This window comes from Pradoshia sp. D12, assembly GCF_008935075.1.
Classification (GTDB): Bacteria; Bacillota; Bacilli; order Bacillales; family Pradoshiaceae; genus Pradoshia.
Window position 1 is genome coordinate 1,165,005 of the sequence record NZ_CP044545.1, and the last position, 18,476, is coordinate 1,183,480.

The window sequence follows — 18,476 nt, forward strand, 5'->3', positions numbered from 1 at the left end:
GTATTTATGCATACAATTTGGAAGGGAACAATTAGTTTTGGTCTTGTCAGTATACCGATAAAGCTTCATGCGGCGACGGAGAATAAAGATATATCCCTGCGCACCTTACATAACAAATGCCATGCGCCTATCAAATATTCGAAAGTATGTTCAGTTTGCGGGGAAGAAGTGAGCCAAGAGGATATTGTCAAAGCCTATGAGTATGTGAAGGGGAAATTTGTTGTCCTGGATGATGAAGAGCTGGAAAAATTGAAGAAAGAGCAAGAGGACAAGGCAGTTGAAATTATCGATTTTGTCAAAATAGAAGAAATCGATCCTATTTATTTTGATAAGAGTTACTATATGTCACCAAATGAGGGCGGCACAAAAGCTTATTCCCTGCTGAGGAAGGCGTTGGAGGAATCAGGAAAAGTTGGGCTGGCGAAAATTACGATCCGCGCAAAGGAGTCGCTCGCTGTGGTAAGAATCCTAGAAAATACTTTACTAATGGAGACCATTCATTTTCCTGATGAGGTAAGAAAAGCTGCAGATGTACCCAATATCCCCGCTGTTGAAGAAATTGTACAGAAGGAATTGGATACAGCTATTTTATTAATCGATCAGTTGACTACCACATTTGATCCATCTAAATATCATGATGAATACCGGACAGCTTTACTTGAATTGATTGAGCAGAAAAAACAATCCGATACGGTCACACCTACAGCTGGAAAGAAAACAGCATCAAATGTTGTTGATCTTATGGCAGCACTCCAGGCATCTATTGACCAAACAAAACCAGCAACAAAGCCAGCCAGAAAAAGAGCCCCACGCAGGAAAAAAGAGACTTCCTGATTTATTTTGAATAGATAAGCTTGTTTTAGAAGCCGTTTCTGTAAAGAAACAGGCTTTTTATTATTATCCAATAATTCAGAAAATATAAACTTTTGTTTTCCTTTTGAAAGACCAGGTTTATTTCTATGGGTGAAAAGATTCATTTTTAATAGCGAATTGTAGTTTTATTAGCAAAAAGTATGTCGAAATTACTAGAAAAATGGACTTTATTAAATATATTACAAGATCGAAATTCCGCGAAATATAAATGTAATGTTTGAATGGTAGATAAAAATTGTCAGATTGATATAATAAGGCAGTACCAATCATTGGTTTGATTGGCAATTATATATATGAATTTTTAATAGTCGCTTATTTTAATAGTCACTTATATAGAGAGAAGCAAGATACAAACTAACATGTGAGACATTGAAAGGGGATCATTGCTTGAAGAAGTCATTTATTGCGTTTAACATTGCTTTAGCAGTTGGTGCAGGGTCATTATTATCAGGAGGATATGCTACGGCTGCATCCTTATCAGAATTAGAGAAAAAAGAGAATCAAATTAGAGGCGAAAAAGAGAAAGTAAATCAAGATATTAATCAAACAAACGAATCTATCGGTCATGTAGTAGATCAGCAAACTGATTTAACAGCACAACTTAAAAAGCTGGAATCAGAGATTACTGAAACAAATTCAAAAATAGATAAAATAAATACAAAAATTGGCGACACAAAAAAGGATATTGAACAATTAAGAAAAGATATCGTAGTACTTGAAGAGAAGATTGAAGCAAGAACAGAATTATTAAAAGAACGTGCTAGATCCTACCAGGTTACAGGCGGTAAAATGAATTATCTGGAAGTTGTAGTAGGAGCAAGCAGTTTTGGCGACTTTGTTGAACGGGTGAATGCCGTATCTACAATAATGGAAGCTGATAATGATCTAATCGCTGAACAAGAAAAAGATAAAAAGGATTTAGAGAAGAAAAAGCAAGAAGTAGAAACTAAGCTTCAAAGCTTGGAATCTATGAAAAAAGAATTAACAAATTTGAAGGCAAAACAAGAGAATCAGAAGCAAGAAAAAAATAAACTTATGAAAAAGCTTAAACTTGAAGAGAAACACTTGGAAGAGCATAAATTAAGCATGGAAGAAGAATCTTCTATTTTAGCTGGCCAAGAAACAGCTTTAAGCAAAGCAATTGCGCAGGAAAAAGAACGTCAGGCTGAGGTTGCAAGGCAAAAAGTGGCAGAGGCGGCTGCAGAGAAAAAACGTCAGGCTGAACTTGCAGCACAAAGAGCAGAGGAAGCTAAAAAGAGACAATCCTCCTCCAGTGCATCTGTAGAAAGTTCATCTGTTAAAAAATCTAGTGCACCAAAAAAAGCCAGTGAACCAACATACAGTGCACCTGCTCCAAGCAGCTCATCTGGTATATTCATGAAACCATCCGCAGGGTATTATACTTCTGGATATGGCCCAAGATGGGGAAAATCACATGGCGGAGTTGATATTGCAACATCTGGTACTGTTCCAATCGTGGCAGCTGCAAGCGGTGTTGTATCTAGAGCTTACAAATCTTCCAGTTATGGTAATGTAGTATTTATCACTCACTATATTAATGGACAACAATACACAACTGTGTATGCGCATATGAGAGACAATAGTATGAGAGTAAGTACTGGACAAACTGTCAGCAAGGGTCAACAAATCGGTTTGATGGGGAATACTGGACGTTCAACGGGTCAGCATTTACACTTTGAGCTTCATAAAGGACCTTGGACACAAAGTAAAGCCAATGCTATAAATCCTACGGATTATATAAATTGATTTTAAAGGAGGCCATTTTAGGTCTCTTTTTTTGTGCTCTTAAATAAAAAACGAATATCCATTTTGTGGTATTATAAAAATAATGATATTTTACTAAAGATTGAGGTAGGCTATTTCAACAAGACTATCAATGAAACTTGAATAATGAGTAATAATCCCGAAAAAGGGGGAATGTAGTTGAAAAAACAATATCTGCTTTTGATTACAGTCTTATTTGTTTTACTTACTTCATTTTTACCAGCAAAAGCAATGGCAACTAAATGGTTATATCCGTTTGTGGTTTGGGGCGGGTATGTCTATGAGGTAAGTGAAGAATCTGTGACCGAAATTGGGGATGAAATTGGACAAGTAACAAAGTATTCGGATATGGAACCGCAATCGGGTAATTTTTCTAATGCTTATCCGAAAGGTACTAAATACTTTACTATTAAAGAGGTTAGTACAGAGGAAGCGTTAGCCGTACAAGAATCCGATGGTCAATATGTGAAAGCAGATAGAAGAGAAGAATATGAATTTAAACAAGACTTAAATGAACCACAAGACATCCTTAAAGGGATTATTTTTTCATTGGTGGGGATTTTAGCTGGTATTCTCATTTATAAAATTCTAAAGAATCATCTGGATAAAAGGTAAATACTTCTTTCAACCACTGAGATAGCAAAAAGCTATCTCTTTTTTATATGCTATTAGCAACATCCTTACTTAAATAACTCTTTTTTGTAGTGTTTAGTTGACTGGAATTGCTGTATGTAAATCCTTTTTCAATAAACGGTCTCCCATATTCAAACCTCATTTTAACTTGTATAAAAATAAGCCTAAATATTGATTTACCAAAGGCTCTGAATGAAGTATACTAATAGTGTTTAGAATATTTAGAATATTTTGTAAGCGTTTCAATTAAATATTAGAAAGGGGATTAAGATGGAAGAAAAAATGTTATCCAAGGAGGAACAAAAGGGGAAAAGGGATTATTCGGCTATTGTAAAAAGTCCAGAGTTTCAACAACTTTTAAATGAAAAGAAAAAATTTATAATACCCTTAACCTTGTTTTTCCTAATCTTTTATTTTGCACTTCCCATAATGACATCCTATTCATCGGTGCTGAATAATTCTTTCTATGGACATATCACTTGGGCGTGGGTATTTGCATTTGCACAGTTTATTATGACGTGGACGTTATGTATGATCTATTCTAAAAGAGCAACCAGATTTGACCGCTTAAGTGATAAGGTGTTGAAAATAGGGGGTAAACAGTAGATGAATTATACGGCTTTTTTTATGTTTCTCGCTATTGTATTTGTTACTTTGCTCATTACTTATTGGGCTTCTAAAAGAACAAACAATGCGAGTGAGTTTTACACAGCAGGAGGTGGTCTGACCGGTTGGCAAAATGGCTTAGCAATAGCGGGTGATTATATGTCTGCAGCTTCGTTTTTGGGAATAGCCGGTGCAGTCGCTTTAACAGGTTTTGATGGCTTCTTTTATAGTATAGGTTTTTTGGTCGCTTACTTGGTTGTACTTTATTTGGTGGCTGAGCCACTTAGAAATCTGGGAAAATATACATTGGCAGACATGCTGGCAGCAAGGTTTGATGCAAAAAAAATACGTGGTGTAGCTGCTTTTAATACGATGTCTATTTCTATATTTTATATGATTGCTCAGTTGGTAGGGGCAGGAGCACTGATTAAATTATTGCTGGGCTTAGAATATGCCACCTCCGTTTTAATTGTTGGAGCTCTCATGACCATATACGTTATTTTTGGTGGCATGCATGCTACTAGCTGGGTTCAAATTGTCAAAGCTGTATTACTGATGGCAGGGACCTTTATCATTTCATTCATCGTTTTTGCCAAATTTAATTTTAATATTGCAAGTATGTTTGAACAGATGAGTACAGCTACTCCATTAAAGGAGGCGTTCCTGAATCCGGGGGTAAAATACACTGATGGCCTAGATACATTATCGCTAACAATGGGACTTGTTCTTGGAACCGCTGGTTTGCCACATATCCTTGTACGATTCTTTACGGTAAAGGATGCTAAAACAGCGCGAAGCTCAGTTGTATATGCTACCTGGATCATTGGGATTTTTTATGTCATGACCATTTTCCTTGGATTTGGAGCAGCAGCTTTTGTGGGTAATGCTGATATAGTAAACGCGAATGCAGCAGGGAATATGGCAGCACCATTACTAGCCAAGGCTATTGGTGGGGATATATTGTTTGCTTTTATCTCGGCAGTTGCATTTGCGACAATATTGGCCGTTGTTGCTGGTCTTGTATTAACTGGGGCATCTGCGTTTGCCCATGATTTTTATAATGAGATATTGAGAAAAGGAAAGGCAACTGAAAAAGAGCAGGTTAAGATGGCAAGATATGCATCTGTTGGTGTTTCCGTCTTATCGATTCTTTTGGCTTTAGTAGCACAAAATTTAAATGTCGCCTTTCTTGTATCATTAGCCTTTGCCGTGGCTGCCAGTGCAAATTTACCTGTAATTATTTATACAATCTACTGGAAGAAATTTAACACTACTGGTGCTATCAGTGCAATGGTAGTAGGTTTAATCACTTCAGTTGGACTTGTTTTAGTCAGCCCTAACGTGTTTAATCCGGAAGCTGGAGCGGCGATACTGGTTGGTGACCCTTTATTTCCTTTGTCAACACCTGGTCTGGTATCCATTCCGCTAGGGTTTCTGGCTGGATTTATAGGGACATTATTATCTCGTAAGAAGGAAGATGAAGCGAAGTTCGATGAAATTTTGGTTAAATCTAATACGGGTTTAGATACTATAAAATAGTGGTATGACCTCTTTTAGGTCAAGCATAAATTAGGGAAGGGGCTGTTCGTAGGTTATTTAATGACTTACAGCGGCCTCTTTTTACATGCAATTGAGCCAATGAAAAAGACAGGCAAAGGTACGTACACGTGACTCCTCTGCCTGCTTTATTTATCATTTCCCAAGAAATAACTAAATATTAATCAACTACTAAGATTATTTTTCCTCTCGCATGAGAGGATTCACTTAATTCGTGTGCATTTTTAACACCTTTTTCATTTAAAGGGAAGGTTTCACCAACTACTGGTTTCAATCTTCCCTCATCAAGAAGCTTAGCCAATTCTTTTAGCTGGTTACCATTTGGATTTAACCATACAAATTCTTCTGTAATGCCGTAGCGATTGGCTAATTCTTCGTTTGGCGGATCTACAATGGATACCAATCTGCCGCCTCGACGTAGGATTTTCATGCTGGCAGTTTGAACGGATGTCCCAATTGTATCTAAAACAGCATCGTATTCTGTCAATTTATCTTCTATATTTTCGGTATGGTAGTCAATGCATAGATCGGCTCCTAATTCCCTTAAAAATCCATGGTTTTTTTTGCTGGCTGTGGTGGCTACATAGGCTCCTTTAAGTTTAGCTAATTGGATTGCGTACGAACCAACACCTCCTGCACCACCATGAATAAGAATTTTCTGTCCTTCCATAATTTCCAATGCATCAAATAAACACTGATATGCCGTCATTCCAGCCAATGGGACGGATGCAGCCTCCTTAAAAGATAAATTATCAGGGATTTTCGCAATTAGTAATTCATCAACAGCTGTGTATTCAGCATAGGCTCCATAACGAGTTGTATCGGGACGTGCAAATACCCTGTCTCCATTTGTAAAATCAACGACGTGTTTACCAACCTCTTTAACAATTCCTGCAACGTCCAAGCCTAATATAATAGGGAATTCGAATGCATATTGATCAGCAAGATGGCCTTCTCTTAATTTCCAATCAATTGGATTGACGGATGCAGCTTTTACTTCGATTAAGACCTGATTATCTAATAGAGGCGGCTTTTCAACTACTTTTTCTTTTAAAGCATTCTGTCCGCCATACTCTTCTATTACTATTGCTTTCATCTTGGTATTTTGCATATAATTCCTCCTTGACTGGTAATTAAGGCTTTGGAAATCCTTATTATGTTCATTCCCTGTACAAAAGAAGGTAACCGTTTTTAACGTGTAATGAATAAAAAACAGGAAATTTATCCTAAGAGGATTAATTGAGTTTTTATCTTATAAATGGAGGATTGAGTTATCTAATTTTGAGGAAGGTATGGATTACTGCCATAAGTAAGACGGAGGAGAAGGGAGGGATGATCATCCTCTAAAGAAAATGTCTAAAACATTGCTGCTAGCAGAGGACTTTTTATTATAAAACTCCGAATAGCCACAATGATTGCATTAAACTACGAGAAATTGATTATTTTGAATATCAAACATTTTTGACAGACCGGTTCCTGTCATAGAAACTTCTTTTTGGCTGGCATCAAGGCTTCCACATTTAAACATCCTGATTGTGACAAAGCAAATCACTCCTTTATGAAGATAATTTCCGATATAATTATAACATTAAAAAACATGTCCCAGTTGCCTATATAGGCGTGGGACATGTTTTTTAGGTAGCTGCTTTTTCATCACTCTTTATAAATTTGAGAACAATAAAGAATAAAATCAATGAAATAGCACCAAAGCTATAAAAAAGATAAGATTGATTATGCTTCATAAAATAAGACATGAGTGGAGGACCTGCTGCTACACCAAAAAATCGTGCCGAGCTGTAAAAAGATGTGATTGTTCCTCTTTGTTTTTTATCGATGTTTTCAGTAATAATTGCATCCAGTGACGGTAAAATCGTCCCAAGGCCGGCACCAAAAATCGATAATACTCCGATTAATATATAGATATTATCGAAATAAGTTGTAAAGGTGATGGCAATCGCGCTAACAATGATAGAAGCCAGAATTAGGATTTTCATTAATTTAATATTATCTTTTATTTTTTTTCCGGTGATAAATGAAGCAACACACAAGAAAAATAGGGGAACAGCAAGCACAAGTCCCTTTTTAATTTGATGAATATCATACTTGGATTCAAGTATGGAAGATAAATAAAACTGGATGGCAAACAATATTAACATGACGAATGCCCCTGTCAGGAATACACTGTATAACCATGACCCATCCTTCTTAAATATTTTTTTGGTATCCTTTAAAAATTCTTTTAGTGTAGGAGGTTCTTCTGTTTTCTTTGGCAACTTTATACAAAAAAGAATCATAAAAAATGTGACTAAACTTAAAAAAGAGATAGCAAAGAAAGGAAGAAACCATAGAGAAATGGCTAATGCAGCTCCAAGTACGGGACTTAAAACTTTTCCAAAGGTATTGGATGTTTCCACAATTCCCAGAACAGAGCTTGCTTTATCATCGTCTTTAAAAAGATCGCCAACTAAGGGTAATATGATTGGAAAAGCACCAGATGATCCTATTCCTTGAATGATCCGTCCTATTATAATGACCATAAATGGATTTTCCATTTTCCAAGAGGCAAAGCCTGATACTAGCCCGCCGATAAAAGCTAAAACTAAACTAGGCAGTAAGATCATTTTCCTCCCAAAACGGTCGGATAAATATCCTGCAATCGGTATTAAAAGGATGGAGGCGATTGAATAGCTTGTAATAATCAAACTGGATTGGAAAGAGGAGATTCCAACTCTCTTTTCTAAAATAGGTAGAACAGGGATAAGCATTGAATTACCTAATGTCATTATTAGTGGCACTGCTGCTATACTGGCCAAACACCAAAAACTAATTTTATCGGTATCCGTTTGTGAACTCATTTAATTCCCTCATCTCTCTAAGCAGTTCTATGCAATTACTTTGCCACACAGGATGAGAAATTATGTACATTAAGTGTTCTTAAATGCTTATCATAAATGGATTGGAATATATATACAAAAGAACTGTGAAGGTTATTCACAGTTCTTTTTTGCCTAATCATCCGAAGATAAAATACCAATAAATCTAAGGATAAAAAGGAACAGGTTAACAAAATCAAGATATAAATTGAGTGCAGCCAATGGGATTTCATCTTCAGGTACTCCGTACTGTTTCATACGGTTCACATCATATAATACGTATCCGCTGAATACGAGTATACCTATAAATGAATAGACAAGCATGGCAGTAGAAGATAAAGGTGAAAAAATATTGAAAATCCCAATAACCAGGATGGCGAGCAATGCGGCTAACAGAAATCCGCTTAAAAATGTTAAATCCCGCTTTGTTGTCGCGGCGTAGAGAGAGAGTCCGCCAAATACAACTACTGTAGCAGCCAAGCTCATGATAATGGGCTGCGGTCCTATTGTTACTAAATAGTTTGCGATTACAGGATATAAGGTGATGCCTGATATAAAAGTAAACGCATATAAGAAACTATATGAGAGAATTTTCCTTCTTCTCACAAAAAACGCCGCAATAAGCATACCGAATTCTATAATCATCAGTGGCAAGAACAAGGATGGAGGAACAAAATTACCTACAATAAAGCCAATTAAAGAAATAGCTAATGATAAAGCGAAAGTTCTGATAACGGCTGGAATGTGATATTTATTGGTTTCCGTATATGAATTCATTTATTTACCTCTCCTTTTATTTATCATATATGTATCTACGATTAACTATATCAAAGGTTTCAAGGAATATCCTGATTTTTACATAGAAATAGTAGAGACAAATACAAATGGATTTTATATAATAAAAATAAGAACATTTGTTCTTTTTGGTAGGTGTTGTATATAGCTGTGAATATTTGGGAGTGTTAGGTTCAGGGCTCTAGTGTATACCATTTTATGCTATTCTATGATTATGAGGATGAGGAAAGGGGGAGACTTTGTGAACTTTACATTTATCCATGCTGCTGATATCCATTTAGATAGTCCATTAAAAGGTTTATCAAGATATGAAGGAGCACCAGTCGAAAAGTTGCGCAGTGCTACCAGAGATGCATTTAAAAATATGATTGATTTTGCTATTAAAGAAAAAGTGCATTTCATCATTATTGCAGGTGATTTATATGATGGGGATTGGAAGGATTACAATACAGGTCTCTTTTTTGCAAACGAAATGGCAAGGCTAAAAATGCATCAAATCCCTGTTTATATGATTAAAGGGAATCATGATGCAGCAAGTATCATTACTAAAGAAATAAAACTTCCTGATAATGTTTATATTTTTGATGATAAAAAATGCAAAAGTATGTTTATAGATGAACTTGGAGTGGCCCTACATGGTCAAGGATTTTCAACACGTGCTGTAACAGATAATCTTGCTAAAAGCTATCCGCAAAAGGAAGATGGATATTTCAATATTGGGATTTTGCATACATCGGCAGTAGGCCGGGAAGGACATGAGAATTATGCCCCCTGTTCCATAGAGGACATGAAGGGGAAAGAATATGACTATTGGGCTCTTGGGCATATTCATAAACGGGAGTTTTTATGTGAGAAAAACCCAGTCATTCTCTTTCCAGGCAATATTCAAAGCCGGCACAGCAAAGAGACAGGTCCAAAAGGATGTTCCTTGATTAAAGTTAGCGATGGTCAGATACAGGAATTAAATCATATATCACTGGATGTATTACGCTGGGAGATCATTGAGATAGATGCGACCCCCCTTGGTGATTACGATCAATTTCTCCAGAAAATCGAAGAGCAGCTGGAAAATTACCTAGATACTGCAGATGGTAGAATGCTCGCAGCCAGAGTAGTCGTCAGTGGCAATACTTCTTTATATCAGGAGCTTATGAAAAATAAAGAAAAAGTATTAAATGACATTAGATCTGCAGCTTTTGCCGTTGGACATGGGCAAATATGGATAGAGAAAATAAAGAATAAAACGGCTCCACCGTTAGAGTCCAATCATTTCTCTGATGAAAATAACCCAGTGACCTCCATTTTTAACTGGCTTGAGAAAAGTGATATGGATGAATTGCTCGAAGATGTAAGAAAAGAGTTTTCTGCGATTACTAACGTATTACCGACCGATTTAAAAAGAGGAGAGAATATGGTTATTCCTGATTCAGTTGCCATGCTGGAAGAAAAACTGGAGGAAGTTAAACAACTGGTGAGCCTTGAGTTACAAATGGAAGGAGGTAAATAAGGCATGCGTTTTGAAGAGTTAAATCTGACTGCGTTTGGTCATTTTACTGATTACCCGGTTAACTTTCAGCCAAATCAATCTTTACACGTAGTGTATGGAAATAATGAAGCTGGAAAGAGTACTATGCTGCGTTCTATTACTCAACTCTTGTATGGCATTCCGCATAATTCTAAGGATTCATTTTTACATCCCAATTCCAATTTACGTATAAAGGCCCGCCTATCCAATTCATCGGGTAATACTCTGTCCTTCATACGAAGGAAAGGAAAGTCAAAGACCATTCTTAATGAGGCGGGAGAAGCATTACCAGATAATGTTTTATTACCGTATATAAATGTGCTGTCAGAGGAAACATTCCGAAATATGTTTGCACTCAATCATGAAACTTTGCGAGAAGGCGGAGAAGCTTTGCTTGAGTCAAATGGAAGCGTCGGAGAGAGCTTATTTGCTGCAGCTTCAGGGATAAATACAGTAAAGAAAATTATGCAGGAATTTGATTCGGCAAGTAAAGAATTATATAAATCAGGTGGTTCAAAACCAAAAATAAACGAATTATTAAAGAAAGAAAAAGAGTTAACTCGCCGACTTAATGATTCGCAAATGCTCGCCAGACAATGGATGCAGCTGGAGGATGATTATCTTCATGGTAAGAAACAGCTGGATGAATTAAGAGAGCATTACCTCCAGGTAGACGCAACTCTAAAAAAATTATCGAAGTTAAACCAAGCTGCTCCTATTCTTATTGAAAGAGACAGATTAATAGAGCAACAAAAGAGCTTCACTGAAATTCCGGATTTACCCAACGATTTTAATTTACAAAGAGAAAATGTATTAAATGAATTAAAACATGCTGATGAAAATGCCAAAATATCCAATACAGAAATAATGGCGCTTGAAGAGAAGTTAGCCAAACTGGATATCGATGAAAAACTTTTAACATGTGAGTCTAGGATTCAATCTCTTTTCAGCCAAGTTGGTGCATACGAGAAAGAGAATAAAGACTTACATGTAAATGAGGCAAAGGCTGAGCAGGCACTCAATCGGATGAACGATATTCTCCTTAAGCTGGGCTATAGTAGGGTAGATAGTGTCAATATTGAGGATTTTAGAATTGCCATTTCTCGCAAAGAAAAAATCCGTATGCTTTATAAGCAATATGGGATTTTACATGAAACGATAAAAGAAATAAATAAACGACATGAAAGTCTAAAGGAAACTGTTGCTTTAAAGCGTGCGGAATGGGAAGGTTTTGGAGAAGTAAAGAATATTGCCAAGCTTAAACTTGTGCTTGACCATGCCCAGATAGAAGGAAATATTGAAAAAACCATAGATGTTTTATCAGAGGAAATGAAGGATCTTAAAGACAAATCAATGGAAGAGCTAAACTATTTACCACTATGGGATGGTTCGGTAGAGGAGTTTGATTCCTTTTACATTTCCATTTTAGAAGAAACTATTAATCAGTACATCGGGCAACTTGAAAGATTTAATGAAGATAAAACAAATTTAGAGCGCAGTATTAAGGTTGAAAAAACGATTATTTTGGAAGCGGAGAAATCGATTGCTGAATTAGAAGCCTTGTCTGTTATTCCTACAGAAGATGATTTAGAGAGAACCCGTCAGATTCGCGACCATGGTTGGAGCTTAATTAAGAATAAACTTAAAGGTGAAGACATTGATCGTGAAGCAATTAAGGAATACTGCAGTCAGCAAGAGGTAGAAGAAAAATTTGAGCATGATTTAAAAACAACGGATGAACTTTCAGATACTATGTGGAAAGAATCTGCAAAGGTGGGCATGAAGAATAAGTCGTTGCAGGATATAAAGAGATCTGAAACCAAAATTGCAGCTGCAGAGACACAGCTGCAGTTCCTTAAAGATGAGATGAATCTGTTTTTTCAACAGTGGAATGAGCTATGGCAGCCGTTCGGTATTGAGCCATTATCGCCAACTGAAATGAAAGAATGGGTAAGAAAATACACGGTTATTAAGCAGAATCAAGGCGAATATAAAAAGAAACAGAAACTTTGGGATGAGCTGACAGAAAAACGATTGGCTATCAAAAGCCGTTTATACCTTGCCCTGTCAGAAGTAATCGATGATCTAGATACTCAAGTGTCAGAATGGACACTCACAGACTTAATAAGAGAAGCAAATAGAGTAGTCCATTTAGCAACAGAGCGTTTCAATGAGAAGAATTCATTGGAAAAAGAGTGGAAGAGCAAGGCTGCTGATCTTAAACAAATCGAGCAGGAGCTGGCGAGCAAGCAAAGTGAATTAGTCAATTGGAGAGAAGCATGGGAGGATGCTACTAAACCCTTGCAAGTTGAAAGTCAGGCTCCGATTGATTACACAATGGAAAGGCTTGATAAGTACAATGAATTGACTACTACGTATGATGAATGGGCAGATATCAATAGCAAAGCAAAAGCTGGCATGTTATTTGTACAGGATTATGTAGATCATATCAGAATTGTAGCTAACACGTTACAGTTACCTGAACCAATAAATATCCAATCCTTTATCTATGATTTAACGAATCAGTTGCAGGAGCAGAAAAAGTGTAAGCAAAATCAACTCGAATGGCAAGGACAATTGGATAAACGGAAAAAAGAATATCGGTTAGCGAAGGATAAGAAAGAGATGGCGCTTAATCGTCTTGATGAATTGTTACAGACAGCAAGTGTAAAGACCATCGAGGAAATGCAAATTATTGAAGATAAATATCGACAAAAGCAAAAGCTGTCTGCAGAACTGATCAATCTGGAGAAGGTGTTACTTGAGATTGGCAATGGCTTATCGATTCAAGAAATGAAGGATGAAATAGACAAGCTTGATTTAGATTTTATGGAAAGTGAAATGGCAGAATTAAAGGCAGAGCTTGCAGATTTGGAAGAGAAAAGAACGGAACAGAACCAAATCTTTGGTGTATGCAGAAAAGAATATGAAGAAAAGATTAAGGGAAATTCATATGCAGCTGTTCAGGCCGCAGAAGAAAGAGAAAGTATCCTGGCTGAGCTCGCAGAATTGACCGATCAATATGTCCAAAAAAAATTAGCTACATTTGTATTACAGAAGGGAATAGAATATTTCCGTTCCGAAAATCAAAATCCGATTTTAACAAAAGCATCAAAACTGTTTGCAAAATTAACACTGAACTCCTTTGAAGGATTGACTGTTGATTATAATGAAAAGGATGAAGAAGTACTACTGGGTTTAAGAAATAACGAGAAAATTGGAATAGACGCGATGAGTGATGGAACAAAAGATCAATTGTATTTATCCTTAAGAGTTGCAAGCATAGAAAAATATTGTGAGGAAAATGAACCTATTCCATTTATTGTCGATGATATTCTTGTTCACTTTGATAATGAACGTTCAAAAATTACGTTATCTATCTTAAAAGAATTATCGAAAAAAACTCAAGTTATCTTTTTCACTCATCATTATCATTTATTGGATTTGTTGGAGGAAACATTGTCGCATGAGGAGTATCAATTGATTCACATTCATAAAGAGGCCGTCATGAGCTGAAATTAAAAGAAGACCAATTCAAACTTTATGAATTGGTCTTCTTTTTCTTGGTTCACTTTATTATTTTGTATTTTCTTTCTCAGTGATTTCAGAGATTTTATTCATGTTGTCCTGTAATTGAAGCTTTGTGCTTGATTTACTTAAGAACTGATATAACATTCCTACAAATATTGCTCCACCGACAATATTACCCAAAGTAACAGGAATCAAATTGTAGATGGCATTTCCGATTGTAATGGTATCAGGATGTGGTGATACTAATGCAATTGAGAATAATGATAAGTTTGCAATGCTATGTTCAAAGCCTGATGAGAAGAATAAAAATACAACTGCAATCATCATTGCCATTTTAGCTCCGTCACCTTTTACTTGGCTAGGCAAGTAACAAGCTAAACAAACAAGCCAGTTACAAAGGATTCCTTTAAAGAATAAAGCTGAAACAGATCCATGCATTTTATAAGAAACAATTTCGTGCATTAAATGCTCGTTTGGAATGTGGCTGAATATGCCTGTAAGGTAAAATAAAATGGCAAAGAAGATTGCCCCAACAGCATTGCCAAGATAACAAGCGCCCCAGTTTCGGCCTAAATCTCTGAGAGTTACCTCATTACGCATATAAGCGACAGTGAAATAAGCGGTATTACCGGTAAATAGCTCTGCCCCACCGTAAATAATGAGTATTAATGCGATACCAAAGAAAAGTGCCGGGAATAGGTATGCAAAAGGTGAGTCGGCTACCCTGAAATATTCTCCTGTTCTAAAGCAGGTAATGATTACAAACCCTACAAATATTCCTGCCATCATCGCTCTTAAGAAATAATGAAGAGGAAAATGGTCTAACAGCCTTTTCTTTTTCTTTGCAAGGGCAACTAAATACTGTAATCCTTGTTCTTCCATGATGTTAAATTCCTCCTATGCTGAAAAAACGTCTACTAAATAAACTACTATGACTTCTATAATTAATCAATAAGCTTGTGAAATTATTCACTTTTCTGATAGCCTCTTTTATTCAAATAAGGTAAACTTGCGTAAATCTTGTGATTATCTTCCACCGAATACGGGTAAGGTAAGTATAAGGATGGTGATTATCTTGAAAAGTAAAATCTTAAAAAGAGTTATTGCAGCAGCTGCACCTTTCGTGATCAGCTATATTACAAAAAAATTAACCAATAAGAAAAAAGTAGCTTAAAGGACGGGCAATAATGCTCGTTTTTTTTATGTTATCTTACCTTGCCCCAAAGAATTGCGAAATACTTAAACGGACACTAATTGACTGTAATTCACTACATATGAGAAAATATGACTGTTTGATTAAAACTTATGATTCGCCTATTCACATATTATTTTTTTACATGGTATATTTGATAAGATGGATTTTGATTTTAATAAGAATTGTTAAAGTGGTTATTTTCTTTTTACAACATCAAAGTATCATTGGAGATGTAGATCCAAGATGAATAGATTTATGAAGTTTTACTATATATAAAAGGATGGCTTACATGACAAATTTAAAAGAACAGATAGAATCAAGAAGAACCTTTGCAATTATTTCTCACCCTGACGCAGGTAAAACGACGTTAACAGAAAAGTTGCTCTTATTTGGTGGCGCAATCCGTGACGCTGGAACTGTAAAAGGACGTAAAACCGGTAAATATGCGACAAGCGACTGGATGGAAATTGAGAAGCAGCGTGGAATTTCCGTAACCTCTAGTGTTATGCAGTTTGACTATAATGGGACCCGTGTTAATATCCTCGACACACCTGGACACCAAGATTTCAGTGAAGATACGTACCGTACATTAATGGCTGTTGATAGCGCAGTTATGATTATTGATGCTGCCAAAGGGATTGAAGCACAAACATTGAAATTATTTAAGGTTTGTCGCATGAGAGGAATTCCTATTTTCACATTTATTAATAAAATGGATCGCCAAGGTAAATTGCCGCTTGAGCTATTGGCTGAGTTGGAGGAAGTGCTTGGAATAGAATCCTATCCAATGAACTGGCCAATCGGGATGGGTAAAGACTTCTTCGGTATTTATGACCGTTATTATAACCGAATTGAAATGTTTAAGGCTGAAGATGAAGAGAGATACTTAAAATTGAATGAAGAAGGCGAAGTAGAAGATGAAAATCACTCTATTGTTGAGTCTCCTTTATATGAGCAAACATTGGAAGAAGTGTTATTGTTAAATGAAGCAGGAAATGAATTTTCGCGTGAAAAAGTCAGAAATGGTGAATTAATTCCTGTATTCTTTGGAAGTGCCCTTACTAATTTTGGCGTTCAGACATTTTTGGATACGTATTTAGAGTTTGCGCCAAAGCCTCAGCCAAGACCATCATCCGTGGGGCCGGTTGAACCCGTTCAGGATACTTTTTCAGGATTTATATTTAAAATCCAAGCAAATATGAATCCGATGCACCGTGACCGAATTGCCTTTTTGCGCATTTGCTCAGGTAAGTTTGAACGTGGGATGACTGTTCAATTAAGCCGAACAGGCAAGCCTATGAAACTTAATAATTCAACACAATTTCTTGCAGAGGAAAGAAACAATATTGCTGAAGCAGTAGCAGGAGATATTATCGGATTATATGATACAGGAACCTATCAGATTGGTGATACGCTAACTTCAGGAAAAGAAGCATTTTCTTTCGAACGTCTGCCACAATTTACACCTGAAATGTTTGTACGTGTCAGCGCTAAAAATGTATTAAAACAAAAGCATTTTCACAAGGGAATTAATCAGCTTGTACAGGAAGGTGCCATTCAATTATTTAAAACAGTTGGGATTGAATCCTATATTCTTGGAGCAGTCGGACAGTTACAGTTTGAGGTATTTGAGCACCGTATGAAAAATGAGTATAATACAGAAGTTATCATGGAAAGAATGGGTGACAAGATTGCCCGTTGGACAACGAATGAAAAAATCGATGAAAAGCTTTCAAGTTCAAGAAGTCTTTTGGTACGCGATCGCTATGATCAATATGCTTTCTTATTCGAAAATGACTTTGCACTGCGTTGGTTCCAGGAAAAAAATCCTTCTATAGAACTATATAATCCAATGGATCAGCACGAACGTTAACTAAATTTAAGCAGGATTTAGCCTATATAGGGTTAAATCCTGCTTTTTTCTGTTATATAACAATTAACCGTTGACATATTTTTCTAAATATTCTTACAATAGTGGAAAGAAGATTAGGAGAGTGAAACAATGAAACATGTCTATTTTTTTACCGGGTTTCCAGGTTTTATTTCAAATCAACTAATAAGAGAGCTAAAAAAACAGGATCAGTTATTTAATAAAGTGATTGCTATTGTACTGCCGTCTGTGTGGCATAAGGCTGTCAGTGAAAGATTAAAAATTATAAACGAGTTCAATTTAGATGAAAATCAGTTTATCCTTATTGAAGGAGACATCACCAAACCCGGTTTAAACATCAGTAAAAAAGAAAGCGGTTTCAAAAAGGGAGAAATTACCCATTTTTTTCACTTAGCTGCGATTTATGATTTAGCTGTTCCAAAAAATATAGCCTATTTGGTGAATGTCGATGGAACACACAATGTAAATGATTATGTATTGACCCTTCCTAACCTATTGAGGTATACCTATTTTAGTACAGCTTATGTAGCTGGAAGACGTGAAGGAAAGCTGTATGAGCATGAATTAATTAAACCAGATAAATTTAAAAATTATTATGAAGAAACCAAATATGAAGCAGAAGTCCTTGTTCGAAAGATTATGGATCATGTTCCTGTTACAGTCATTCGGCCGGGTATCGTAAAAGGAAATACCCTAACTGGAGAAACCATTAAATTTGACGGCCCATATTTTATATTAAATTTCCTCGACAGAATCAGATACCTTCCAATTATCCCTAATATAACTAAGTCAACCTGTGTGATCAATTTGGTTCCTGTTGACTATATAATAAAAGCAACAGCTTATTTAACTTTAAGCCCTAAAGGTGCTGGAAAAACATATCATTTAACGGATCCTAATCCATATACGGTTACAGATATTTATAAGTTGTTTTTGAAAGGGTATAATGGAAAACGACCAATTGGGTATTTGCCGTTCGGGCTGACGAAAATGGCTTTATCAATCAAGCCAATAAGAAAGTTTCTGGGTGTGGAAGTTGAATCACTTGATTATTTCACCTGGAAAGGAGAATTTGATTGTGTACAGGCACAGGCTGATTTAGCTGAAGGGGGCATTTTATGTCCTGATTTTAAGGAAGGTGTAGTGCCAATGGTTGAATATTATAGAGCCAATAAGAACAATCGGGCGTTTCATATAGAGATTACATAATTA

At 36.2% G+C, this 18,476-nt stretch carries 14 protein-coding genes and 1 pseudogene; 10 read left to right on the forward strand and 5 right to left on the reverse strand.

Annotated features, from left to right (window positions below; all coding sequences use genetic code 11):
- Positions 1-6 precede the first annotated feature (6 nt).
- From F7984_RS05775 to F7984_RS05795, 5 genes are all read left to right on the forward strand, one after another.
- On the forward strand, positions 7-834 hold the full coding sequence (locus F7984_RS05775; protein WP_140461224.1) for a non-homologous end joining protein Ku: 828 nt from the start codon (positions 7-9) through the stop codon (positions 832-834).
- 426 nt (positions 835-1,260) lie between these two features.
- Complete coding sequence (locus tag F7984_RS19635) at positions 1,261-2,640, forward strand: murein hydrolase activator EnvC family protein (RefSeq protein ID WP_066101013.1); 1,380 nt, start codon at positions 1,261-1,263, stop codon at positions 2,638-2,640.
- A gap of 177 nt (positions 2,641-2,817) precedes the next feature.
- Positions 2,818-3,273 carry a hypothetical protein gene (locus F7984_RS05785; RefSeq protein WP_066101010.1) on the forward strand — a complete coding sequence of 152 codons (456 nt, stop codon included), beginning with the start codon at positions 2,818-2,820 and terminating at the stop codon, positions 3,271-3,273.
- Between the two features lie 288 nt (positions 3,274-3,561).
- Positions 3,562-3,897 carry a DUF485 domain-containing protein gene (locus F7984_RS05790; RefSeq protein ID WP_066101009.1) on the forward strand — a complete coding sequence of 112 codons (336 nt, stop codon included), beginning with the start codon at positions 3,562-3,564 and terminating at the stop codon, positions 3,895-3,897.
- Positions 3,898-5,436: a solute symporter family protein gene (locus tag F7984_RS05795; protein WP_066101005.1), complete on the forward strand. Its 1,539-nt coding sequence runs from the start codon at positions 3,898-3,900 to the stop codon at positions 5,434-5,436.
- 178 nt (positions 5,437-5,614) lie between these two features.
- On the opposite strand, the gene F7984_RS05800 is transcribed toward F7984_RS05795, so the two are convergent.
- The 4 genes and pseudogenes from F7984_RS05800 to F7984_RS05815 all read right to left on the reverse strand — a co-directional run bounded on the left by F7984_RS05800 (position 5,615) and on the right by F7984_RS05815 (position 9,104).
- Positions 5,615-6,565 (reverse strand): NADP-dependent oxidoreductase, encoded by a 951-nt coding sequence (locus tag F7984_RS05800; RefSeq protein ID WP_066101002.1) that lies wholly within the window; start codon positions 6,563-6,565, stop codon positions 5,615-5,617.
- A 225-nt stretch (positions 6,566-6,790) separates the two neighbouring features.
- Positions 6,791-6,996, reverse strand: a pseudogene (locus F7984_RS05805) (zinc ribbon domain-containing protein).
- A 92-nt stretch (positions 6,997-7,088) separates the two neighbouring features.
- Positions 7,089-8,309, reverse strand: coding sequence for an MFS transporter (locus tag F7984_RS05810; RefSeq protein ID WP_066100997.1), 1,221 nt, complete (start codon positions 8,307-8,309; stop codon positions 7,089-7,091).
- Positions 8,310-8,462: 153 nt separating this feature from the next.
- Positions 8,463-9,104 (reverse strand): Bax inhibitor-1/YccA family protein, encoded by a 642-nt coding sequence (locus tag F7984_RS05815; protein ID WP_066100995.1) that lies wholly within the window; start codon positions 9,102-9,104, stop codon positions 8,463-8,465.
- A 259-nt stretch (positions 9,105-9,363) separates the two neighbouring features.
- Between F7984_RS05815 and F7984_RS05820 the strand changes: the two genes are divergently transcribed.
- Both F7984_RS05820 and F7984_RS05825 read left to right on the forward strand, forming a co-directional pair.
- Positions 9,364-10,629, forward strand: coding sequence for a metallophosphoesterase family protein (locus tag F7984_RS05820; RefSeq protein WP_066100993.1), 1,266 nt, complete (start codon positions 9,364-9,366; stop codon positions 10,627-10,629).
- A gap of 3 nt (positions 10,630-10,632) precedes the next feature.
- Positions 10,633-14,163 carry a YhaN family protein gene (locus tag F7984_RS05825; protein WP_066100990.1) on the forward strand — a complete coding sequence of 1,177 codons (3,531 nt, stop codon included), beginning with the start codon at positions 10,633-10,635 and terminating at the stop codon, positions 14,161-14,163.
- Between the two features lie 60 nt (positions 14,164-14,223).
- Here the strand turns inward: F7984_RS05825 and F7984_RS05830 are convergent, their stop codons facing one another.
- Positions 14,224-15,060, reverse strand: coding sequence for a formate/nitrite transporter family protein (locus tag F7984_RS05830; protein WP_066100989.1), 837 nt, complete (start codon positions 15,058-15,060; stop codon positions 14,224-14,226).
- Positions 15,061-15,187: 127 nt separating this feature from the next.
- Between F7984_RS05830 and F7984_RS18915 the strand changes: the two genes are divergently transcribed.
- The 3 genes from F7984_RS18915 to F7984_RS05840 all read left to right on the forward strand — a co-directional run bounded on the left by F7984_RS18915 (position 15,188) and on the right by F7984_RS05840 (position 18,473).
- Complete coding sequence (locus F7984_RS18915) at positions 15,188-15,352, forward strand: hypothetical protein (RefSeq protein ID WP_192796835.1); 165 nt, start codon at positions 15,188-15,190, stop codon at positions 15,350-15,352.
- Positions 15,353-15,662: 310 nt separating this feature from the next.
- Positions 15,663-17,246: a peptide chain release factor 3 gene (locus tag F7984_RS05835; protein WP_066100986.1), complete on the forward strand. Its 1,584-nt coding sequence runs from the start codon at positions 15,663-15,665 to the stop codon at positions 17,244-17,246.
- Between the two features lie 129 nt (positions 17,247-17,375).
- The gene (locus F7984_RS05840) at positions 17,376-18,473 is read left to right on the forward strand and encodes an SDR family oxidoreductase (protein ID WP_139891324.1); all 1,098 of its coding nucleotides are present in this window, start codon (positions 17,376-17,378) and stop codon (positions 18,471-18,473) included.
- Positions 18,474-18,476: the final 3 nt, after the last annotated feature.